The organism is Pseudomonas sp. KK18 (assembly GCF_037094675.1).
Taxonomy (GTDB): Bacteria; Pseudomonadota; Gammaproteobacteria; order Pseudomonadales; family Pseudomonadaceae; genus Aquipseudomonas.
The window spans coordinates 7,161,159-7,184,563 of record NZ_CP146605.1 but is presented as its reverse complement, the minus strand read 5'-3'; the positions used below and the strand labels follow the sequence as shown (position 1 = coordinate 7,184,563).

The following is a 23,405-nucleotide window of genomic DNA, read 5'->3' as shown; positions in this document are numbered from 1 at the left end:
ATTCCGCGTTAGCGGGATGGCATATCTGCGCGCATGTCTTATGAAGCGCGCGGTGGATCATCACAGGAATCGTGAACATGAACTCCAACTGCTTTTGCACAGGTTGGTCCCTCGTGGCCGGCCTGGCGGCAAGCGTACTGGCATTGCCGAGCCTTGCTGGTGCATTGACACTCGATGAAGCGCTGCGGCTGGCCGAAAACAATGCACCGTCGTTGACCGCACAAGACGCCAAAATTCAAGCAGCCACCAGTGCGGCCATTCCCGCCGGCGAACTACCCGATCCCAAGCTACTGCTGGGCTTGCAGAACTACCCCATTGGTGGTGCCGACAGATGGAGCATCGACCAGGACTTCATGACCATGCAAGTGGTCGGGATCAGACAGGAGATGCCCAACAGCGATAAGCGCAAAGCACGTATCGAGGTCGCGGATGCGGCTGTTGATCGAGCGTCCGCTGAGCGTCGAGTGGCGCGTCTGAACGTCCGACAGTCCACGGCATTGGCCTGGATCAGTAGCTACTCGGTTGAGCGTAAAGATGCGATGTTCCAGGACTTCTACAAAGAAAACCGTCTTCTGACCGATACCGTCAGATCTCAGATTGCGGGTGGCCGCGCCCAACCCGCCGATGCGGTGACACCTAAACAGGAAGCTGCCCAACTGGCGGAGCAGCAGGATGATTTAGTTCGCCAACGTGCACAGGCCCGGGCGGCCCTCAAGCGCTGGATTGGCCCAGCTGCCAATGACAAACCGGCGGGCAGCTTGCCTGATTGGCCCATTGAAACCTCTGGATACTCCCATAAGCTGCAACATCACCCTGAATTGGCGGCGTATGTGCCGATGACCCGTGAAGCACAAGCCAAGATCCGTGAAGCTGAGGCGGAAAAGCAATCTGACTGGAGCTGGGAATTCGACTATCAGCATCGAGGCAAACAATTCGGTGACATGGTTAGCGTCCAGTTTTCATGGGATCTCCCGCTGTTTCCTGACTCTCGGCAAAACCCCAAAATTGCGGCAAAGCACGCCGAACTCAACCAACTTGAAGCTGAGCGGGAAGCTCTGTCGCGCGAGCATACCCAGCAACTGGAGGATGAGTTGGCCGACTACGAGCGACTCAATCGTGCAGTCACCCGTAATCAGGAAAGCTTGTTGCCGCTGGCTAAAGAAAAGGTTGAACTCACCATGGCTAGCTACCGTTCCGGCAAAGGTGATTTGAACTCGGTTGTGGCCGCCCGACGCGAACTCATCGAAGCCCGTCTCAAGCAGATTGACGTTGAAGAGCAACGTGCTCTCACCAGCGCTCGCTTGTATTTCTCTTACGGGGAGCCCGCTCAATGAATTTCAAAGTATGGAAAGGGACTTTAGTTGTCGGCATCTCGATTGCCTTGGGTGTTGCCGGAGGTTACTGGTTAGCCCAACCGCGAATGAGCGAAGTAGCTGGTGTCGAGCCGGATCAGGAAGCCAAAGCCTCTCCCGATCGAAAGGTTCTGTATTGGTATGACCCCATGTACCCACAACAGAAATTCGATAAACCGGGTAAGTCACCCTTCATGGACATGCAGATGATCCCCCAATACGCAGATACCAAGGGGGACAGCGGCGGCATTCGAATTGATCCAAGCCTGACTCAGAACCTTGGTGTGCGACTGGCTAGTGTCAGTCGAGGGGTATTTGCCTCGACACTGAACGTGGTAGGTGTTCTGGCCTTCAACGAACGGGACGTTGCAGTCATTCAGGCCCGTACGGCGGGTTTTGTCGAGCGCGTGTACGCCCATGCACCTGGTGATGTGCTGAAAGTGAATGCAGCCTTGGCAGATATCTTGGTGCCGGATTGGGCAGCTGCTCAAGAGGAATTTCTCGCCCTCAAGCGTAGTGGCGATGCTGACTTGCTGACAGCGGCCCGCCAGCGATTGAGGCTCACCGGAATGCCAACTAAGTTAATTGCTCAAGTTGAGCGCAGTGGCAAAGTTCAACCGAACCTGACTCTGACCAGCCCTATTGGTGGTGTGCTTCAAGAGCTGAGTGTGCGTGAAGGTATGACGGTGGCCGCAGGCGAGACGCTCGCGCGTGTTAATGGTTTGAGCAGTGTCTGGCTGGCCGTGGCGGTACCAGAGTCGGAGGCTGGGTCAATCGTCGTAGGGCAAGCAGCCGAAGCGCGTTTGTCCGCGCTCCCTGGAGTTGTGCTCAAGGGCGTCGTCAGTGCGATTCTTCCGGAAACCAGTTCGGACAGTCGCACACTTCGCGTTCGAGTTGAGTTACCCAATCCGGATGGCCGACTCAGGCCAGGTTTGACCGCGCAGGTAAGTCTCAATCGTTCGACGGAGCAAAGTGTTTTGTGGGTGCCGAGCGAGGCCGTCATTCGTACCGGTCGACGTACGTTGGTCATGCTCTCTGAAGACGCTGGTCGATATCGCCCGGTGGAGGTGCAGTTAGGCCAAGATAACGATGGCAAAACGCTGATATTGAAAGGCTTGGAAGAGGGGCAAAAAGTGGTGACTTCTGGCCAGTTCCTTCTCGACTCGGAGGCCAGTCTCAAGGGCGTTGTCGCAAGCTCACTGGACGTTTCGCCATCTACTGTAACCGCAGGCGCTTTGCATGAGGCCGATGGTCAGATCGTTGAGATCAACGACAAAGAAGTCACGCTCGCCCACGGTCCCTTCAGAACATTGGGTATGTCAGGCATGACGATGACTTTCCCTCTCGCCGCTCCAGCTCTGATGAAGGGTCTTAAAACGGGCGACAAGGTTCGGATCGCTGTCAGCCAGACGGAAGATGGTCTGCGAGTTGAGCGTCTGGAACGCTTTGGGAGCCAGCCATGATCGCGGCCCTTATTCGCTGGTCGGTGGCTAACCGCTTTCTTGTGTTGCTGGCGACGCTGTTTGTCACGGCATGGGGGATCTGGGCGGTTCAAAGTACGCCCATTGACGCATTGCCAGACCTGTCGGATGTTCAGGTAATTATCCGTACACCATATCCAGGCCAAGCCCCACAGATCGTAGAAAACCAGGTCACCTATCCATTGGCAACCACTATGCTCTCTGTGCCTGGTGCCAAGACTGTGCGCGGTTATTCCTTCTTTGGCGACAGTTTCGTTTACGTACTATTCGAAGACGGAACTGACTTGTACTGGGCCCGCTCGCGCGTATTGGAATATCTGAGCCAGATACAAAGCCGGCTTCCGGCCAGTGCCAAGCCCGCATTAGGACCTGATGCCACTGGGGTTGGCTGGATTTTCCAGTACGCCCTGGTAGACCGAAGCGGCGGGCATGACTTGGCGCAGTTACGTGCCTTGCAGGACTGGTTCCTCAAATTCGAGCTTAAGACCCTACCGAACGTTGCGGAAGTGGCCACGGTGGGTGGCATGGTAAAGCAGTACCAGGTGCAGCTTGATCCGGTGAAGTTGGCCAGCTTGGGGATCACGCAGTCTGAAGTGACCGAGGCGATCGGCAAGGCCAATCAGGAAACTGGTGGGGCGGTGCTGGAGATGGCGGAGACCGAGTTTATTGTGCGGGCTTCCGGGTACTTGAAGACCCTCAATGACTTTCGTGCTATCCCACTCAAACTGGGCACGGGTGGTGTGCCGGTCACTCTGGGCGATGTTGCCACGATTCAGATGGGGCCTGAGATGCGTCGAGGCATCACCGAACTCGATGGCGAAGGTGAGACCGTCGGCGGCGTGGTAATTCTGCGCAGCGGTAAGAATGCTCGAGAAACCATTGCGGCGGTCAAGACCAAACTCGACGAGCTGAAAAGCAGTCTGCCGGCGGGGGTAGAAATCGTCACCACCTACGACCGCAGCAAGTTGATTGATCGTGCCGTGGAAAACCTCAGCCACAAGCTGATCGAAGAGTTCATCGTCGTCGCGTTGGTCTGCGGAATCTTTCTCTGGCACCTGCGTTCATCTCTGGTGGCAATCATCTCCCTGCCGGTTGGGGTGCTGATCGCCTTCATCGTAATGCGCTATCAGGGTATCAACGCCAACATCATGTCCCTTGGCGGGATTGCCATCGCCATCGGCGCCATGGTCGACGCTGCCGTGGTGATGATTGAAAACGCCCACAAGAAGGTCGAGGCTTGGCACGTGGCTAATCCTGGGGAGGAACTGAAAGGTGAACGTCATTGGCACGTGATGACTGAAGCGGCTGCCGAGGTAGGACCCGCATTGTTCTTCTGTCTGCTGATCATCACCCTGTCGTTCATTCCGGTGTTCACGCTGGAGGCTCAGGAAGGACGTCTATTCGGTCCATTGGCGTTCACCAAAACCTACGCTATGGCCGCAGCGGCTGGACTGTCGGTAACTCTAGTTCCGGTGTTGATGGGGTATTGGATTCGCGGACGAATTCCTAATGAGCAACAGAATCCGCTAAATCGCTGGTTGATCCGGATCTACGAGCCCGCTCTGGACGCCGTATTACGTCGACCTAAAGTAACGCTGCTGGTTGCATTGCTAGTCTTTGTCAGCGCGTTGTGGCCGATCTCTCGTCTGGGTGGTGAGTTTCTTCCCCCGTTGGACGAAGGGGACCTGCTCTATATGCCGTCAGCTCTGCCTGGATTATCGGCGCAGAAGGCCGCGCAACTGCTTCAGCAGACTGACCGTCTAATAAAGACAGTTCCAGAGGTCGAACACGTTTTCGGAAAAGCCGGCCGCGCTGAAACCGCGACTGACCCGGCACCGTTGGAAATGTTCGAGACCACCATTCAATTCAAACCACGCGAGCAGTGGCGCCCAGGCATGACCCAGGAAAAGCTCGTTGAGGAGCTAGAACAAGTGGTGCGTGTCCCAGGATTAACCAACATCTGGATACCGCCTATTCGTAACCGTATCGACATGCTGGCCACCGGCATAAAAAGCCCGATTGGCGTGAAGGTTGCCGGTACCAACCTGACGGAGATCGATGCCGTCACCCAAGCCATCGAGCGTGTTGCCAAGGACGTCTCAGGTGTCAGTTCAGCGTTAGCCGAACGACTGACCGGTGGCCGCTATATTGATGTAGATATCGATCGCAAAGCTGCGGCACGCTATGGGTTAAATATTGCCGATGTGCAATCAATCGTGGCCGGCGCAATCGGCGGTGAAAACGTCGGGGAGACGATTGAAGGGTTGGCTCGTTTCCCAATTAACGTACGTTACCCTCGTGAGTGGCGGGATTCGCTCGGCGCTTTGGAGCAGTTGCCGATCTACACCCCGCTAGGCAGCCAGATCACCCTTGGCACCGTGGCGAAGATCAAGGTCAACGACGGGCCGCCAATGCTCAAGAGTGAGAACGCACGGCCTTCAGGCTGGGTGTACATCGATGTGCGTGGCCGGGACATTGCCTCCGTAGTCGCCGATCTACGCCGGGTCGTCAGTGAGCAGGTCAAGTTGCAGCCCGGCATGAGCCTGAGCTACTCAGGTCAGTTCGAGTTTCTCGAAAGGGCCAACGCACGACTCAAACTGGTGGTGCCTGCCACGCTGTTGATCATCTTCGTGTTGCTCTACCTGACATTTGCACGCCTTGATGAGGCTTTGCTGATTATGGCCACGCTGCCATTCGCTCTCACGGGCGGGGCATGGTTTCTCTATCTGTTGGGATTCAACCTGTCGGTTGCCACCGGGGTCGGCTTTATCGCCTTGGCCGGTGTTTCTGCCGAATTTGGCGTGATCATGCTGCTCTACCTGAAAAATGCATGGACCGAGCGTCAAGACCTCGGTGACAACACAGAACGCGGGTTGATGGCCGCGATTTGTGAAGGCGCTGTCCAGCGCGTTCGACCTAAGGCTATGACCGTGGCAGTGGTTATCGCTGGTTTGTTACCTATACTTTTGGGAGGCGGTTCCGGTAGCGAGGTTATGAGCCGCATTGCCGCCCCGATGATTGGCGGTATGGTTACGGCACCCTTGCTATCGCTGTTTGTGATCCCGGCGGCCTATCACCTCATGCGTCGTCGACACTTGTCCGTTGAGCCTGGCAAGCACTGACGCGTAAAAACGCATACGAAAGGGGCTGCGCTTGCAGCCTCGTTTGAGCTGCACAGCTCGTTTTCATCAGTCTTACATGCGCTGTGGTCAGTGCCATTACCCACCAGCACTTGCCAGAAAACGAACGCCGCCACCACCGCCTTTCGATGAGCCAAAAAAGCATCCTGCTAAAAGGCGACTCAGCATTCGTCACCCTCAGATCTCTCTTGAAATCGGGACGAATGACCCTAATATGATCTTATCTTGCCATCATCGTTTTCAATCATGGATGTTTTTCGGGGGTCGGTCGAAATGGCAGAAAAAGAAGACGCTAAGCCCGCGAGCGGGCGCTTTAACACGAATGATGAGACGAAGCGGATCGTATGGACACAGACCGCTGGTCATTGTGAACTGTGCGGTACGGATCTAACGTTCGACTATCGTGCCGGCAAGCCAATGAAATGGGGCGAAGTGGCGCATATCTTACCCGCCAGTCCCAAGGGGCCTCGGGGACGCGCGGATCATGATGCTGAGGCGCACACTAACGATACTGCTAACCTGATGCTCCTGTGCCCAGGCTGTCATGACAAAATTGATCGTGACGCAGATGGCTACCCTGAAAATGATCTGAGCGGTTTGCACCAAGCGTACCTTGAACGCATCCGACTCGCCGCAACGACCCCCGATGGTGGCAGAGCCATTCCTCTCATCGTCCAGAGTCAGCACTTTCAGACGATCAACGATATCCCCGTTCGCGATCTGTTGGCTGCGATGTCCGCCGAGGGATTAACCGCCTTCGATCAAGGCATCAAAATCGCCTTCGCTGCGCCCGGACCACGTGGCAGGGACACTACCTATTGGCAGAACGTCAAAGACAGCGTCCAGTATGAGCTGGAGCAGCAACTCAAACGTCGCGGCGGCACTTATGGCGATTCGCCCGCGCTAGCAGTAGTCGGCTTGGCCGACATTCCGGCCTTGATGATGTTGGGCCAGAGTATCGGCGACCGTTCCAAACGCTTGATCTTCTCTTTTCATCGCGAGCATCTTTTGCGCTGGCCCGATCAGTCTGCTGAGCCGCCTAGTTTTCTGTTTACGCCTCCACCCAACGGCGATGGCCCACTGGCGTTGGTGCTCTCCATTTCTGCGCAAGTTCCAGTACGCGACGTGACCGACGCTCTACCCGGTGCACGTATTGCAGAGCTGTCGATCCCAGAACCAAGCTACGCGATGGTACAGAACCGTCGGGTGATTCATGCTTTTCGCGACGCACTTCAAATACGACTGAGCCAGCTTGAGGCTCTGACTCCTGACCCCATCCACGTCTTCGCCGCCATTCCTGCGGCATTGGCCATCGAGTTTGGCGCGTTGCTCACAACACAGCATCAACATACATACCTGATCTTCGATCGGGACAAAGAAAACCAAGATCGGTTTACGCAAACACTGCAATTGGGTCCCGTGGCCCAGGAGGCTATGTAATGCTTTTGAGCAACGAACAGACCAAGCGCAGCAGTTGGGAATATTTTCTGCTTCGCGCCGCGAGGGAGATCTCGCTGTCGGAAGCGCAGTACGAAAAAATCAATGACCGCTACTCCCAACTGGAAAAAATCCTCTCGGCTTCCGACAATCCGTTGCTCGCTGAGGCTCATATTTTCGTTCAGGGCTCAATGCGGCTGAAAACGACCATTAAGCCAATTCCCGGGGCGCCTGCGGATCTGGACACCATTGATGCGGACGCGATTATCTGGCTCCCTCACGCTCAAGGCGCTGGTGCGAAGGAAGTTCTAGAGGCGATTGAGCAGCGTTTTAGGGAAGGCTCCCGCGTTCAGGAAGAAGTTAAGCAACTACGTCGTGGTATTCGAATCGTTTATGCAGACGAAAATCCAGGTTTCCACATCGATGTCACACCTGCCCGGGCGATCAACGGAAATGGCGAAGCAAACGGCGAGGGTAAGCTTGAGGTTCCGGATCGAGTCACAGGATGGAAAGCGAGCAGCCCTATTCCTTACTCGAATTGGTTGCAGGTCGCTTCCGCCCAGGAAATCTCTCTGGAAAGCTTAGTGGTTGCCAAAAGCCAGCGGATGCTTGATGCCGCGACCCAAGATCCTTTGCCGCATTATCAGGATTACATCGATCAAGATCCCCTGCGTGCGACCATTAAGCTGCTCAAGCGGCATCGCGATGAATGGGCCATCAAGACAAGGAGCGCTGATACTCGCCCAATATCTGCGGTCATCACCACTCTAGCCACGCACGCATACCTGGATGTCGTAAAGGAGTCGCAGTCGAAGCCTCTGGCACCGCTCGATGCAATTTTGGAAATCGTTCGCAGAATGCCGCAGCACATCGCGCATAGAGGTAGCGACTGCTATGTCTGCAACCCTGCCGATAACGGCGAAAACTTTGCAGAGAAGTGGAATCGACCGGGCGAGGGGCAAGGCTACCGTCAGGCATTCGCCAAGTGGCATGCGGACGCCAGTGCATCTGTGTCATTAGGTTTGGAAAGTTTTGAATCCAATGACTCCTTTGCCGAGGCAGTGAAAAAGAACTTCGGTATTGCGCCGGCGTTCATCACGGCAGTGAACAATGAAATCCCTGCGAATTGGACGATGCCCGGTCGACCGGATGGCACTACTCGAAACTCTGCTTCGATGGGTTCGCTCTTCGGAGGGGCCAGCGGTGGCGGAACCTCTCAGTCGAGCGTAAAGCCAGTTGGACGCCTTGGCTGATCCTATTAAGACACCATTGCAGCGCGGAATCGCCGCACTGCGTAACACCCTAGGTCAGGATGCTGCCGATGCATTGCTCCAGCCCGCACCCATGCGGGCTGACGAAGCGGCGTGCTTTCACTTCCCCTTGCCCACCGATTACACGGGGCAGGAGCGGCGACTGCGTATAGGTTTCCCCTCCAACTTTCCCCGCGGGCTCTTGCGGCTGAACGTCGAACCCTCTCCATGGCTGGTTTGGCCGCATGCCACTAAGTCGGGGCTTTGCCTTCATGGCTTTCAGGAACGCCCCATCATGGGCTCCCCGGAGGTCGTGGTAGAGGACAGCCTTGCTCGCTTGGCCCAGATCGTTTCGTTGTCCAAGATGGGATCAAACCAGGCAACACGCGATATCGAATTTCAGAATGAGATCACTACCTACTGGTCGTTTCAGCACGGGCAGTCATTCCAGAACCTCTTACTGTTGGATCGACCTCAGGCTGCCTCGCAGTTGTTTGCGCTCAGCGATCCGCGCCGAGCTGTGCCATCCGGTCAGGAAACGGTTTGGTTAGCATCGAATGTAGCTGCACTCAAAGGGCATTACCGACGGGTCGTCGGGCGCTCTGCTGTCATTCGTGCGGCCGAAACTCCCGGTTTTTACGTCAAGCTTCAGACTTATCCGGATATCCGCACCCCGGATCCAGAAGATTTATTGCTGTGGCTAAAGCCACACCTTCAACCAGACGATGCCGAGCAATTGCTGGCATGGTTTGAGCTGCATGGAACGTTGGCGAGTCGATGGATTGTTCTGGAGCTTCCAGGAGGCGCAGATGCTCCAACATATTGTCTCAATGTGCGTTCGCTCGGTGTACAGCAGGAGCGGGGGGCAAAGTTTGGCTTGCGTACAGCTCGCCGGCGGCCAGCTATCGCAAATGCTCATCCTCCGGCGCTCGTCCGAGCAACTGCCCTGGATGTGCTTGATCGAGCGTCTATCCTGTCCCGCGATATAAGCGGCACTGCACAGCACCTTGAAAATGCTCGAGTCGTTTGTGTTGGCGTTGGCTCATTAGGCAGTACGGTGGCAATACAATTGGCACGATCCGGTGTCGGCCACCTTACCCTCATCGATCCTGACACTTTGGTGTCAGCCAATCTGGGGAGGCACGTTCTGGGAGCGGATAGCCTAGGGAGGCTGAAAGCCTCAGCGTTGAGGGACAAGATTCTGTTAGATCTTCCGACGACAGAATGCACCGCTTATTCGACTTTTGCCGAAGTAGTGATGAGTAGCAAACCAGAAGTGTTCGATAACGCAGATCTGGTGGTGATCACGACAGCAGACTGGCAGTCGGAGGTCACTGTATGGCGAACCAAATCCAGCGGCGCTCCTTGGGGGCTTTTACAAGCCTGGAGCGAACCGTATACCCAGGTCGGCCATGCTCTATTCGCACCAGGCGGCACCTTTGATGGCCGTCAGTTGTTCACGGACGTCGGCGATTTTTTGCATAGATTTACAGAGTGGCCGGGAGGCGGTGTTGTTCCACTGCCCGCGTGTGGCGAGAGCTTTATCCCAGGCGGCTCGCTGGGAATGACCAATATCGCCTCTATGGTGTCGCACACGGCCTTACGCGCATTGACCGGCAAGATCGCCACTGCATCTTGGGTCAGCAGCATTTATAGGCCTGAAGATGTGCTGAGCCTAGGAGGCCAATACCATGGGCCCAAACTGCCAGAGGGGACGCAGCAAATCCTACTCGAACGCGGATGGCCGGAAGATAAGGACGAAATGGTATGACGGATATCGCATGGCGCTGGCGATGGCCGGAGGTGGACTCCGAGCTATTGGTGTCCCAGGCGGTCGCGGACATCTTGGATAGTCATCGGCAGGGCCTTTTTGGCGTGGAGCGAGGTGGACAGTTATTCGTCAACCCTGTTGATCCGAAAGGTTTGCTGCTGGCCTTGGCCACGTTGCCTCATCGCGCCGATCGGTCAGGCTGGTCTTGGCTAGAGTTGGATGCGGCGCGGTGCCGTCAGGAGATCCAGGCTGCCAACGAACAAGGGTTACGCCTGGTGGGCTATTGGCATACGCATCCCCAATCCGTTCCGGTGATCTCTCCGGCAGACATCGGTAGTTTCTCCAAATTTGCTGCACGTTACACGCAGGATCTGCCGCACCCAATAGCCATTATTGTCGGCAAGTCCGAAAAACCAGAAGGTATCAAGGCGTGGTCGTTCAGGGACGGCAGATATGTTGAGGCAACCTGGGTCAGATGAACTTCAAGTCAGTGCGGTGGAAGGCAGGTCAGCGTTTATAGTTACCCGCTAGCATTAGGGCGAAGAGCTCTGCCTGAAAGCGGGCATCATCCAATGCGTTATGGTTCGGTTCGCTGAGTGGCTTCAGCGCAGCGGTCATTTTGGATGATTTTGTTTCCTTCCAGCTGCAACCTACAGCGCCCATAAAGTAGGCCTTCATGTCGATAGCGGTAAAACCAAAGGGGTTGGTTTCCAGGTATTTGTGGAAGTAGTAATTGACGAATGACCAGTCAAACGGTGCATTGAGTCCTACGAAAATGACCTTTTGCCCCGTTTGGCAGGACGATCTCAGCCACTGATCAAATGTCAGCATCGCCTGTTGCGGAGCGAGACCCTCGCGCTCCAGCTTCTCCAGACTCAGCCCCGATACTGCCAGCGCTTCGGGGTCGTGTTTCGGACTGTCAGGCCGTAGTTCAAGATATATGGACGTTTCAGGTTGGGCTACAAGACAAGCTCCAATGGAAAGCAGACTGTAATCGCCTGGTATAGGCCCAGAAGTCTCGACGTCGACGGAAACATAAAGCTCATTAGGGTGCATGTCATATCCTTTCGTGTAGTTAACTGATCACGCTCAGGCTCTTAGCCATGTGAAGGTGGAAAGGCAGGTATATCCATTGCCCCATTTTTTGCTGTTTCACTCGCTATCCGGCGTTCGAGCAGCGGCAGTGCCTGTCTACCAGCGGATTGCGCGTTCCTTTGGTCAGCTCTGGGCCCAACCATGATGATGTGTGTCATTCTCTGATGGCGGATGAGGGCCGGACGATCATGAGTGAAACTGAGCGTTGGATAGTAAAATCCCAGAAAACTGAGGACGGAACTGGCGACATCATCATTGATCTGCCTCAAGAGTTGCTTGACCAAATGAGGTTAGGTGTTGGGGACGACTTGGAGCTAACGGTATTGAATGGCACATTAGTCCTGACGCCCGTCCGCAACGCAACATCAGTGCGGCCCATGTTTGCTGGCGTCCTGCGTCAGGATGCCAGTCATGCTTACCGCATGCGTCTGGAGACGCTTCTTCATATTTCTGTCAATGCTTCGGATCTGGACATTCACGACATGATAGTAGCTGGCTTCTCGGCCAGCCTGATCAAAATGCTTTGTGATGATGGAACCCTCAGCGACGAAGAACGCGACAGAATCATTCAACCCAAAACGCTCAAAACAAAACTGTCAGCCAATCAGCTTTTAACGTCGCATGAGAGCGATCGCCTGTTCCGTTTTGCACATATTACCGCTATGGCCGAGGTGGTCTTCGGTGACAAAGGGAAGGCCAAACATTGGCTTTCCAAACCCAAAGCCCGTTTTTTAGGAGAAAGCCCATTGGCGATGGTCACTACAACCTTTGGCACACATCTAGTCGAAGAAATGCTGATTCAAGTGTCTGAGGGCATGTCATTTTGATTCAGTCGCAGCCAAACGGACTCTACCGCTCCTTGAGTAACATGGATTTCATGCACCAATACCGGCGTCGCATAGCCGAATACGGCATGCACGGGCATCCATGAAGCACTAGGTTTCACCCGCATCGGCACCTACCGCTAGGTAGGGTTCACGCACGGCAATGGTATAGCTGTGTACTGGCGCAAACCACTTTATCCGGTGACAACTCGATAGAAATCATCCCGTTCAGTGAGATGAAGGGAGAAGACGGAACAGCCATGAGATCACCCTGCTGCTATCCGTCGGCATCGGAACCTGGTGATCCGCTGGGAGCTAAGCTGAATGATGCTTCTCGTTCGAATCGGTTTTTTGGATCGGCAGGAGGTACAAATGAATTTGGCAGATTATGTTTCAGTGCTTTCTGCAGGCGAGAAAATAGACGGATGCCAACTCGCCCCCTCAGATGCAGTGGCTTTCGCCAGTCTGCATTTTCCTTCCCGTGCCTATTGTCTTGTTGCTGATTGGGCAATATTGGATCTCGACATTACAACACGTCAGCGAAAAGCCATTACGGATAGACAGCTAATTCCTGCTCTCGTTTACGCTTTGACCGTTATCCAAGACAGTAAAGGCCGCTTCCCGCCTGGTGATTGGGTCCGATCAACGCTGGGTGTTTCCTTCACCAATGACTGCTTATTTCGAACAAAAAACACAGTGTATGTGCTGATGGGGACCGGTCGAAGGTTGCGCACGGATTTAGACATCGCACTGAGCCTGTGTTGAAAAAAGACTATTTCCGCACAGGTGATTGACCGGTCGCGCTCACATGGTGTTTCGGCATAAATGATTGCTCTCGCTGTTGTGTCAAACTATGTTGTTACCAATCGAGCCCCGTATTTGAAGTGCGACCCGTCTGTGTCAGTCTATGTTGCTGTTGTGTGGCCCCCGGATCATCCTACAGGCCCCGATTTACGAGAGGGGCTGTGTCAAACTATGTTGTTGGTAACCAACCCCCGTTCTTCGGGGGTTTTGCTTTTTCAGGCTACCGGATATCGGGTCTTGCCGTTTCTGTGGACTAATTCCGGGAGTATTCCCCTGCTTTACCCCTAGAATGCGCCCTGTGGATAACTAGCCAGGGAATGCCGCCGCCATGAACATCGAACTGCTGATCGCCGGTATCGTCGTGCTGATTATTGTCGTCGGCCTGGTCGGCTGGCTGGTGGGGGTCTACAACGGCCTGGTGATGCGCCGCAACGATGTGGATAAAGCCTTCGCCAACATCGACGTGCTGCTCAAGCAGCGGGCAGACCAGATTCCCGACCTGATGCGCGTGGTGCAAACCGCCATGAACCATGAGAACGCGCTGTTCACCCGCCTCAGCGACGCCCGCACCGCGTACCTCAACGCCAGCAGCCTCACCGATAAAGTCGATGCCTCCAACCAGCTCAATACGGCGCTCAAGTCGGTGATTGCAGTGGCCGAGAATTATCCGACGCTGATCTCCGGCCCCAACATGGTCGAGTTGCAGCAGGCGATCTCGGCAGTGGAGGAACGCATCGCCGACCGTCGCGAGTTCTTCAATGAGTCGGTCAACCTCTACAACATCGCCATCGCGATTTTTCCTGATCTGTTCTTCGCCAAGATGCTCGGCTATCAGCGCATTCCGCTGCTGGCCATCAGCGCCGAAGAAACCCGCTACGACGGCGTGAAGCTTGAGGTGCCGGGGGCATGAAAACCACCCAGGCAGGGGTTGTCACAAAAAAACCAGCGTGGAAAACCCTGGTGGCACTGGTCTTTCTCGCCGGCTTTATTGGCCTGATGGTCTACGCCCCGACGATCCTGGTGGCGCTGTTTTTTCCTGTGTGCATCCTGATCGGACTGCTGGCCAGCTTCGGCCCCAATTTCTATCGCACCGAACAGCGCCTGGCCACCAGCCAGATACGCTCATTGGCCATGGGGCTGGTGGAGGTGAACGGCAAGGTGATCGTCGACACGCCGCTGATCTCCCCGGTCCACGGCAAGCCTTGCGCGGGTTACGTGTGGGTCATCGAAGAAGGCACCAAAGACAAGGATGGCGATTGGAGCTGGAGCCAGGTCTCGGCCGAGGCTCGCTGCAATGACTTCCGCCTGCAGGACGCCACCGGTGAAGTGACAGTGATTGCCGAGGGTATCGACCTGTTCGGCAAGAAGCGCCCTGACGACCATGAATGGATCAGCAGCTCCCGCCGCCAGGGCGAACTGCTCCTCACCCAGGATATGCAGGTGATGCTGATTGGCGACGCCTGCGAGCGTGCGGGCAAGACGGTGATTGCCCAGGGCCGGCAACCTGACGCGGTGTTCGGCCTGGCCGAGACCAAGGAGGTGGAAAACCGCCGTGTGCTGGCGCCGCTGTGGCGCGCCGGTGGTTTCTACGCGGTGGTGGTGGGTTTGATCGGCGTCGGCATCATGGCCATGACGCCGGAACATTTTGCCCAACTGCATTTGCCGGGCCCTGCCACCTACCAGCAAATGGCAGAGCTGAATCCCGCCTATCGGTTTCTGGCCTGGTTGTACCGTGACAATGGCTTCGTGATTCCTTTCATGGCCGCGTTTGGCTTCTTGCTGACGATGTTTGTGGTGTTGCTCGCGCTGCGGCTCTTGCTGCCCACGGGCATGCGCCTGGCGGTAGGCCGCGTGCTGGGCGCCTGGATGGGCCTGGGCATGGTGATTGGCGGCGTAGTGACCTTGCTGCTGGTGGTGGCCCAGGTGGACACCATGAAGGTGTTCCTGGTGTGGATGATGATTCTGCTGGGCACCCTGGTGTTTTCGATCTTTGAGCAACGCAAGCTGGGGGTGGCGTACAAGCATTTCGCAAAAGATGCCGGCACTGCCGGTTTAAGCGACGAGGACGCCTGATCAGGGTACAAACTCAACCTTCAAGCCTCGGCTGGCGCTGCGGCCCTGATCGTCAGTCACCCGCAACCGGTACTCCCCCGACTTACCCGGCCGCCAGTTCAGCGTGGTTTGCGGCGGGCCCTGGCCGATCAGGGTCTGGTCGGCGAACCAATACAGCGTCAGTGCATCACTGGCCGCGTTGGCGTTCAGCGGGATGCTTTCCTGGGGCTGGGACAGGCGCAGGTGGTAGCTGACCTGGGTCAGCGGCGAGCGAATCTGTGGCGCTTCGCTTTGATCGCCGACACGGTTGGGTTGGCAGCTTTTCTGCACATTGGGCGGCGTACGCCGGGGCAGTCCGGCGGCGCGGAACAGCCGCTGCACATCGCTGGGCCAGAACTCGAAGACTTCTTCACGGGTGTACTGCGGGTCGAACGGCGGGCACGCGGCCTTGCCGGTGCGGGTGTCGATCAGCACCGGGCGGTGCAGGTTGGACACCCGAATCGGTGACACGCCGGGGATGTACCAGGTCTTGCGGGTACGTGGGCACCAACGGTTGGGCAAGTCACCAGAGGCCGCGCAGACGTCGATGCGGATCAGCCCGGCGGGCGGCTTGTCGGGCTTGATCACCACATTGGGCAAGGCCAGCGGCAGGGCGTCGGCGATACGGAAGAACAACGGTGCCGCAGTTTTCGCACCGATAAACTCAGGATTCGGACGGCCATCGAAGTTGCCCACCCACACCACCAGCACGTACGGGCCTACGAGGCCGGCGCTCCATGCATCATGAAAACCCCAGGACGTGCCGGTCTTCCAGGCCGTACGCCAGTGGCGCCCCGGCAGCCCGTCCGGGCGCGGGTTGCGCCGCAGCATGTCGCGCACCATAAACGCGGCCTGCGGCGTGAGTAGCTGGGCGCCAGTGGTTTGCGGCTGTTCCTGCAAATAGCGCAGCGGCCGCAAATGCCCGTCACCAGCCAGCATCACATACAGCCGCGCCAGCTCCTCGGGCGTCATCTCGCCGCCGCCCAAGGCCAGCGCCAAGCCGTAATGGCTTTCGCCGCGCAGGCCCTTGATCCCGGCCCGTTGCAGCAATCCGTAAAGTGACGGCGAGCGGGTTTGGCTGGCCAGCCAGACAGCCGGAATATTGCGGCTGCGAATCAGCGCGTCACGGGCTGTCACCGGCCCGACAAAACTGCCGTCGAAATTTTCCGGCTGGAAGTAGCCGAAGTTACTCGGCATGTCCTTGAGGATGCTCATGGGGTGGATCACCCCTTGGTCCAGCGCCAGCCCATACAGGAATGGCTTGAGGGTGGAGCCCGGCGAGCGCCGCGACAACACGCCGTTGACCTGGCCGTGGATGCTTGTGGATAAGTAGTCTGCCGAGCCCACCAGGGCTTTTACGCTCTGGTCGCGGCTGTCGATCAGGATCGCCGTGGCGTTTTCCACACCGCTGCTGCGGCGCTCGGCGATGAAGCCGGTGATCAGCCGTTCCAGCAATTGTTGCAGCGCCAGGTTGAGGGTGCTGTTCAACTCATTGCCGGTTTGCGAGGCCAGCAACTGTTCGCTCAGGTGCGGCGCGAGAAACGGGATCTGCTGGCGGTTGCGGGCTTCCAGCGGCAGGTCCAGCAAACTGTCGTTACGCGGGTCCTGTGGATAAGTTTCCCGCCAGTCGGCCATCAGCCGTTGCCGGGCGGTTTGCAGGGAAGGCCCAAAGCGCGCCCGACGACCCGGTTGCTGGGGAATCACGGCCAGCGCGAGGGCTTCAGACAAGGACAACTGCGCCGCTGACTTGCCAAAATAGATCCGGCTGGCCGCTTCGGCACCTTCGATATTGCCGCCCATGGGCGCCAGGTTGAGGTAGGCCTCAAGGATGTCGTGCTTGCTGTAACGCGCCTCCAGCCACAGTGCCAGGGCCATCTGCTGCAGCTTGCCGGGTACCTGGCGGGTATTGATATCCCACAGGCGCCTGGCCAACTGCATGCTCAAGGTCGAGCCGCCTTGGCGCTGGCCGCCGCTATAGGTGGCCATGGCCGCTCGCAATAACGCCGGGGGATTGATCCCCGGGTGCCAGTAGAAATTGCGGTCTTCCTTGAGCAGCAACGCCTCCACCAGTGACGGAGAAATCCGTTCCAGGGGAAGCCACAGGCGATATTGCCCGTCAGCCGCCAGGGTCATGCGCAGCAGCGAACCGTCATCGGCCAAAACCACCCGTGATGAACTGGCCGCCTGTTCCAGCGGTGCATGGGGCCACAAGCGCAGCCCCGCCAGAATCACCGCCGCTGCCAGCAGCGGCGTGAGGCTTTTAAGGCTTGGTAATTTCAAGCTGGCCTACTTTGCCGCGTCCTTGCAGGGTGGTTTCGTACATGCCCTCGGCGTAGGCCGGTGGCGTATTGAAGGTACCGGCGTTGGTGGCGCGCACGCGGTACACGAAGGTGCCTACATCCCGCAGCGCGGTGCCGTACAACACCACTCGGTCATCACGCACGTCGACGTAGTCCGGCTGCCAGTTGCTCAAGTCGGTCTCGCCAATCGGCGCCTGCCAGGCGTCGGCTTCTTCGGTGTCTTCGCTGGTTTCAACGTACTCCGAATCGTCGCCTTCGCTTTCCTCGCTGCTGGCCGCTTCCGGCTCCGGCGGCAAGTTATACACAGGTTCGACACCACCCGGCAGCAAGTCGACCACGGCCACTTGTTGCACCTGATCACGGTCAGTAGCCCGCAAGCGCAGGCGCACCAGGAACTCATCACCTACCGCGACCTTGCTGACTGGGTTGCCTTTGAGGTCGAGGTATTCGTGGATGATTTCCAGGCCGCTGTTGATTGGCTTGAGGTTGGCGCCCTTGTCGTAGCCGGCTTCGCTCAGCATGTAGAACGCCGCCGGGCCGTCGGATTTTTCCATCTGCAGTTTTTGCGTACCGGCAGGCACCGCCGCACGTGGCGGCTGGCCGGCCATCTGCAACAACTGTTGCTGCTTGTCGCTGAGCCATGCGGTGGCCTTGAGGTTCATGTCGCTTTGGGCGCGCTGGCCGTAATTGTCCAGGGCCCGCAGCAACAGTGCCGCCGACAGCGAGTTGTAGCGTTGCTCGTTGAGACGCTTGCCGAGTTTATCCAGCAGGCTTGTCGGCACATCGTCGAGCATTTCCGGGAAGTGCCGCGCGAGCAAATGCAGGTGCTCGGCGTCGTGCACCAGCGGGTCGTAATACAGGCCGTCGCTGTTCCATTTATCCGACAGGGAAAGCCACGGCACCTTGCGGAACAGGGTATCGGCCTGACGATCCTGCTTGAGCAGCTTGTAGCTGGCAGCCAGGTACGCCGCGCCAATGTCGTTCTGCCAGGTGTCCTTGAAGTAGCTTTCGTAGCGCTCGCGGATATCGCTCAAGGCGCCGCTCACCAGAATCCCCTGACGGCTCAGGAGGTAACTGGCGTAGGCGCGGTTGCGCAATTCCGACAGGCCTTCGCTCGGGCCGTTGGCCAGGTCGGTGAGGTACGCGTTGGAACGTTGCAGCAGGTCTTCCGGCACCGGCAGCCCGCGCTCCCTGGCTTCGATCAGGAAGTCGGTGGCGTACAGGCTGGCATACGGCGCCACATCCGGGTTGGCCGCCCACAAGCCGAAACCGCCGGCCTGGTTCTGCCGTTGACGCAGCATGCGCACCGCACCGCTGAAGGCCTGCTCGGCCTCCGGCGCGTTACCACCCCAGATCAACGCCGGCATGGCCTTGGACACCAATTGCTCGGTGCAGGCGTAGCCATAGTCATCCAGGTAATGCTTGAGGCCGTTGGCCCATACCAGCGGCGAAGCGGCGACGCCCAACTGCACATCGCGCAACTGGCTGAACAGCTCGCGGGTCGGTTTCAGCTCTTTGCTGGCGCTGTCGAAACGGCCCAGGCTCAGGGCCACCCGATGCTCGCTCAAGGGTCGGATCGAAGTGGTTTCCGCCACCTGGATACGCTTGCCATCCGGCAGCACCGCGACGAAGCGCAAGTCGGCCGAGCCTAGGGTTTCCCCAACCTTGATCTTGAACTCGGCAACACCTTCCTTGCGCGGTTGCAGGGCCAGGGTGCTGGCCTTGTCGCCTTGCACCTGCAGGCCATCGCTGGTCTGCACTTCAAACTTCACGTCTGCCGCCGCGTCCAGGTTGCTGAACACCCCGGCGCTGACGCTGAACACATCCCCCGGTGCGACAAAGGCCGGCACGTTCGGAGTGATCACCAGCGGCCCGCGCACTTCGGTGTTGGCCTCGCTGACGCCCACGCTGTCGCTGTCCACGGCCACCGCAAACAGGTGCAACTTGCCATTGAAGCTGTCCGGAACCTGGTAGTGCAGCACGGTTTCACCGGCCGGCAAGTCCACCAGGCCAGACCACCAGGCCACAGGTGGCTGATGTTTACGCTTGAACGGGTTGAGGTGGTTGGCCAGGGCGCCTTCCGTATCGCCACCCGGCGCTGCCCCACTGAGCAGGCGGCTGAATTCCGGCAGAATCAGGTCAAGAATCTGACTGGTACCGACCTCCAGCGCCCGCTTCTGGAAGAAGAAGCCCAACGGGTCCGGCGTCTGGTAGCGCGCCACTTGCAGGATGCCTTCGTCCACCGCGTAGACCACTGCGCGGCCAGGGCGGTCGGCGTTGACCTTGATATCCAGGGTCTGCCCCGGCTCGATCTTCGCCGGGCCTTCGACTTTCAGCGCCATGCGCCGCGCGTCGAGGTTGATGCTGAACGGCACTACGCCGTACGACAGCGGGCTCATGTAGACCTCGGACGAACCAATGTCCCGTACGAACTGCACGTTGACGTAGGCATTGCCCTCAAGCCCCGCAGGAACGCGGATGTGTTGCACGCTGTTGGTGCTGTCGGCCTTGAACCACTGCTGGGTGTAGACCTTGTCCCGCTCGATGGTGATCAACCCGGCGCCGGTGTACGGCGCGCGAATGCTGATGGCGATCTCATCACCGGTGGCGTAGCTGCGTTTATCCAGGCGCAGTTGCAGTTCGGCGTTGCGCTCCAGGGAGCGCGAGGTGTTGCCCCGGCCGGCGACGCTGTAGTCGATCTGGTTCAGCAGGTTGCCGTTGGCGTCCTTGAGTTGCAGGGTGAAATCGCCCGGGGCGCCGGTGTTCAGGGTTTGCTTGGCGCCGTCCTTGGTCATCACCAGCGGCGAGGCAGGCTGGCTGATGTTCTTGATGCGCGACTCGTATTTGTAGGTGCCGTTGGATTGCTTCACCAGCACCGAGACGTAGCGGTGCTCGACCACTTCACTGGTCAGGCCGTCGACTGCGACTGGCGTAAGGTCTGGCGCCACGGCCAGCCATTGCACTTCACGCGGGGCGTCCTTGGCGACGAAAGACAGCGAATCCTTGCTCTTCACACCCACCAGGTACGGCGCCGCCGACACCAGCAATGCGCTTTGTGCGGCGACGTTGCGACCGCCTTCGGCTTCGTACACCTGGGTCATCACTTGCAGGCGGTAGGTGCTGTTGGCGAAGCGTTGCAGGTTCAGGTCCAGCACCGCCTGGCCATTGTCGTCGACGGTGGTTTCGGCCAGGTCTTCGGAGCTGGCTTCTTCCAGCGAGTCATTCAGGCGGAAGCGGTAATCCGGGTAGCGATCAAAGGCCGCGAGCGTCGGGCTCAGAGACATTTTCGCCGTGACGCGACGACCCGCCGCCGGAGCGCCGAACAAGTGCATCGCGGTGACCTTGGCCACCACCTGGTCCGGCGAGATCCAGCCCAGCACCGGTGTATCGTGCAGGCTCAGGCTGACTTTCATCCGGTCCGGTTCAAAGTCGCGGACCTTGAAGCTGACGCTGCCTAGGTCGGTACGACGCTGCTTCTCACCGATCAGTTGCAGGGTCGCGGTGTAATCGCCGGATGGCGCTACTTCGCTGCTTGGGAAATCGAAGGTTTCAAAACCGCTGGCCGACAGTTTCAACGGCTGGCGAATCACCTCAAGGCCACGGGGGTCGGTGATCTGCAACTCAACCGGCAGGCCTTGCAGGGCGCCTTTCCAGTCGCCGCTGCGCACGATCATGCCCAGGTGCGCGGTCTCGCCGGGCCGGTACAGGCCGCGATCGGTAAACAGGTAGGCGCTGAGGCGATTGATCGCACCGTCTTCTTCCAGGCCGCCTACATCAAAGCGCGACAAATCCAGCTGTTGCGACTGACGGGCAATCGGCAGGAAGGATTGGTCATTGCCGCGACTGACCACATACATCAACGGCGTTTTCTCACGGCGCAGTTCATCCAGCTTGGCGAAGTGCGCGTGACCTTCGGCGTCGGTATGGCCGCTGGCGACCGGCAAACCGTTGCGGCCGATGATATCGACCTGGGCGTCGGACACCGGCGAGCCGTTGCCGATGGACTGCACGTACACATCGTGGCTGCCATCGCTGGAGCGCTTGGCGATGATGCCCAAGTCGGTGACCACGATGAAACGCAGGTCGCTGGTGGTGTTGCGCGAGTAGTCGAAGGTGCGATCGGCCGGGTCGTCCTGCGGGCTCAGCTTGAGCACAAAAATCCCCCGGCGGCCGCCGTTGGCCGTGAGGTAGTTGCTCAGGTCGACGTTGTCGTAGACGGTTTTCGACGGGTCGCCAGCCGACAGCGGAATGTCCAGGCTCTGACGCTCCACCATCCGGTCGAAGTAGTCATTGGCAAAATTCGGTCGGGCAAAGCTGCCGCTGCTCTGGTCCACCAGGTGTTGCAACTGGTTGGGCAGCAGGCGCGCGATTTCCACATGGGCGCCGGGTACGCCACGGGCCATGAAGCCCAGGCGTTTTTCGCCGGTGAGGCTGAGCAGGGCGCCGTCGGACAGGAACTGCAGCGTGCGTGGATAAGCCGGCATGCTCACGAGAGAGGCTGTCGGATTTTTCGCCAGGTAGCCGCCGATGGCTTCCAGGTTGGCCGGCACCCGCACATACAGGGCGCGGCCCGGCGGGGCCTTGAACTTGAAGGCGTGCAGGGTGTTCAGCGGTTCGACGCTCGGCACGTGGGTCAGCTTGACCTTGGTGCTGCTGGCCAACAGCTTGTCGTCGATGTCTTGCAGGTTCCAGGGGCGGGTATCGTCCTCGGCTTTTTCCGGCAGCATCCAGGCCTGCACCTTGTTGGCGATGGTCTCGTCGGCCACGGCGCTGGAACTGCTGAACATCAACACCGGCTCGGGTTCGCCGCGCTCGTTGTCGACAAAGCTGACTTCGGCGCCGGTAAAGGTCAGGCGATAGCGGCCGGGCACGGTGACTTCGGCCACCAGCGGCGCCGAGCTGGGATTGCCGCCATCACGGGCCTTGAGGCCTTCATCGAGCTTGGCGCTGACCGGGGTGCTTTCCAGTGGGGTGGCCAGGGCGGCAGAGCGCACAAAGGCGTTGAGCTTGTGTTCGTCGAAGGTGATTTCCGGGCGATTGGGCAGTTGCGCATCGCGGTAGGCCAAGCCTTTGCCGAGGGTGACCGAGGCACGTTTGCGTACGCTGTCTTCGTCTACCGGGTGGGAAAAGTGGAAGGTCGCTACCAGCTGTTTCTGCGTCGGGTTGCTCGGGTCCTGGTACAGCTCGTTTTGCGTCAAGGTGGCGCGGAACGGCTGGGTGGAGAATTGGCTGGTGTATTGGCTGAGCAGTACGCCGTCGGCCAACAGGGTTTTCTTGGCCAGGTCGATGGTGTAGTGGGCGTCGACGGGCCAGTCTTTTTCCGGGGTGAACACCAGGCTGCGGTCATCCGCCCAGCGCCAGGCGCCGGCGATGGCAGGCTTGAGGGTGATGCCTTCGGTGACCGGCTTGCCGATGGCCGCCAGCGGGGCCACGGATTCGGCGAAGCGTACCTGCAAGTTATCCACAACCGGTTGCGGCTGGGTGTAATCCGTCAGGTTGGGCTTGTGCAGCGAATAACCCACGGTGTGGGGCTGAGGCAGGTGGGAATACCAGTGCCAGCCGTAAAAGCCCGCGGCCAGCACCAGTACCAGGGCCAGCGCGCCGCCCGCAGCCTGGCGCGGATAAGCCCGGGCCTTGTGGCCGACGTTGACCAGGCCGTTGCCTGTGGCTTGCAGCCAACGCGGCGGCTGCCACTGGCCGAACAGGCTGCGTGCCAGCCATCGAACGGCGCTGAACAGGACACTCACCACTGAGATCAAGGCCCCGAAAAAACGGCGGCTGGTCGCTTTTAACGAATCAAACATGGTGAGCATCCCTGGCAATGTGTCGCGTATCTTACACGTCTCTTTGATACAAAAGA

Annotated in this window: 14 protein-coding genes; 11 read left to right on the top strand and 3 right to left on the bottom strand. The window is 58.4% G+C overall.

What is annotated here, in order from left to right:
* Nucleotides 1-77: 77 nt before the first annotated feature.
* The 7 genes from V6607_RS32765 (at nucleotide 78) to V6607_RS32735 (ending at nucleotide 10,910) form a co-directional block, all read left to right on the top strand.
* On the top strand, nucleotides 78-1,334 hold the full coding sequence (locus V6607_RS32765) for a TolC family protein (RefSeq protein ID WP_032856639.1): 1,257 nt from the start codon (nucleotides 78-80) through the stop codon (nucleotides 1,332-1,334).
* On the top strand, nucleotides 1,331-2,815 hold the full coding sequence (locus tag V6607_RS32760) for an efflux RND transporter periplasmic adaptor subunit (protein ID WP_032856640.1): 1,485 nt from the start codon (nucleotides 1,331-1,333) through the stop codon (nucleotides 2,813-2,815). Before V6607_RS32765 ends, V6607_RS32760 begins: the two co-directional genes overlap by 4 nt.
* Nucleotides 2,812-5,955, top strand: coding sequence for an efflux RND transporter permease subunit (locus tag V6607_RS32755; RefSeq protein WP_032856641.1), 3,144 nt, complete (start codon nucleotides 2,812-2,814; stop codon nucleotides 5,953-5,955). The genes V6607_RS32760 and V6607_RS32755 overlap by 4 nt, the downstream gene beginning before the upstream one ends.
* Nucleotides 5,956-6,246: 291 nt before the next feature.
* Nucleotides 6,247-7,413 carry an SAVED domain-containing protein gene (locus V6607_RS32750; protein ID WP_032856642.1) on the top strand — a complete coding sequence of 389 codons (1,167 nt, stop codon included), beginning with the start codon at nucleotides 6,247-6,249 and terminating at the stop codon, nucleotides 7,411-7,413.
* On the top strand, nucleotides 7,413-8,663 hold the full coding sequence (locus V6607_RS32745) for a nucleotidyltransferase (RefSeq protein WP_019334920.1): 1,251 nt from the start codon (nucleotides 7,413-7,415) through the stop codon (nucleotides 8,661-8,663). Before V6607_RS32750 ends, V6607_RS32745 begins: the two co-directional genes overlap by 1 nt.
* Complete coding sequence (locus V6607_RS32740; protein WP_032856643.1) at nucleotides 8,647-10,431, top strand: ThiF family adenylyltransferase; 1,785 nt, start codon at nucleotides 8,647-8,649, stop codon at nucleotides 10,429-10,431. The genes V6607_RS32745 and V6607_RS32740 overlap by 17 nt, the downstream gene beginning before the upstream one ends.
* Nucleotides 10,428-10,910, top strand: a complete 483-nt coding sequence (locus V6607_RS32735; protein WP_019334922.1) for a Mov34/MPN/PAD-1 family protein — start codon at nucleotides 10,428-10,430, stop codon at nucleotides 10,908-10,910. The genes V6607_RS32740 and V6607_RS32735 overlap by 4 nt, the downstream gene beginning before the upstream one ends.
* Nucleotides 10,911-10,938: 28 nt before the next feature.
* Here V6607_RS32735 and V6607_RS32730 read toward each other — a convergent pair whose 3' ends face one another.
* A complete protein-coding gene (locus V6607_RS32730) occupies nucleotides 10,939-11,487 on the bottom strand; it encodes a 3'-5' exonuclease (RefSeq protein ID WP_032856644.1) in 549 nt (182 codons plus the stop codon).
* Between the two features lie 227 nt (nucleotides 11,488-11,714).
* Between V6607_RS32730 and V6607_RS32725 the strand changes: the two genes are divergently transcribed.
* The 4 genes from V6607_RS32725 to V6607_RS32710 all read left to right on the top strand — a co-directional run bounded on the left by V6607_RS32725 (nucleotide 11,715) and on the right by V6607_RS32710 (nucleotide 15,227).
* Nucleotides 11,715-12,353 carry an antitoxin Xre/MbcA/ParS toxin-binding domain-containing protein gene (locus V6607_RS32725; protein WP_224793261.1) on the top strand — a complete coding sequence of 213 codons (639 nt, stop codon included), beginning with the start codon at nucleotides 11,715-11,717 and terminating at the stop codon, nucleotides 12,351-12,353.
* Between the two features lie 369 nt (nucleotides 12,354-12,722).
* The gene (locus V6607_RS32720) at nucleotides 12,723-13,115 is read left to right on the top strand and encodes a hypothetical protein (protein ID WP_143513845.1); all 393 of its coding nucleotides are present in this window, start codon (nucleotides 12,723-12,725) and stop codon (nucleotides 13,113-13,115) included.
* A 367-nt stretch (nucleotides 13,116-13,482) separates the two neighbouring features.
* Nucleotides 13,483-14,064, top strand: a complete 582-nt coding sequence (locus tag V6607_RS32715) for a LemA family protein (RefSeq protein WP_003213535.1) — start codon at nucleotides 13,483-13,485, stop codon at nucleotides 14,062-14,064.
* Entirely contained in the window at nucleotides 14,061-15,227 is a 1,167-nt protein-coding gene (locus V6607_RS32710) for a hypothetical protein (RefSeq protein ID WP_134327571.1), read from the top strand. Before V6607_RS32715 ends, V6607_RS32710 begins: the two co-directional genes overlap by 4 nt.
* On the opposite strand, the gene pbpC is transcribed toward V6607_RS32710, so the two are convergent.
* Nucleotides 15,228-17,525: a penicillin-binding protein 1C gene (gene pbpC, locus V6607_RS32705; RefSeq protein ID WP_134327570.1), complete on the bottom strand. Its 2,298-nt coding sequence runs from the start codon at nucleotides 17,523-17,525 to the stop codon at nucleotides 15,228-15,230.
* On the bottom strand, nucleotides 17,506-23,349 hold the full coding sequence (locus V6607_RS32700; RefSeq protein ID WP_134327569.1) for an alpha-2-macroglobulin: 5,844 nt from the start codon (nucleotides 23,347-23,349) through the stop codon (nucleotides 17,506-17,508). Before V6607_RS32700 ends, pbpC begins: the two co-directional genes overlap by 20 nt.
* Between the last annotated feature and the right edge of the window lie 56 nt (nucleotides 23,350-23,405).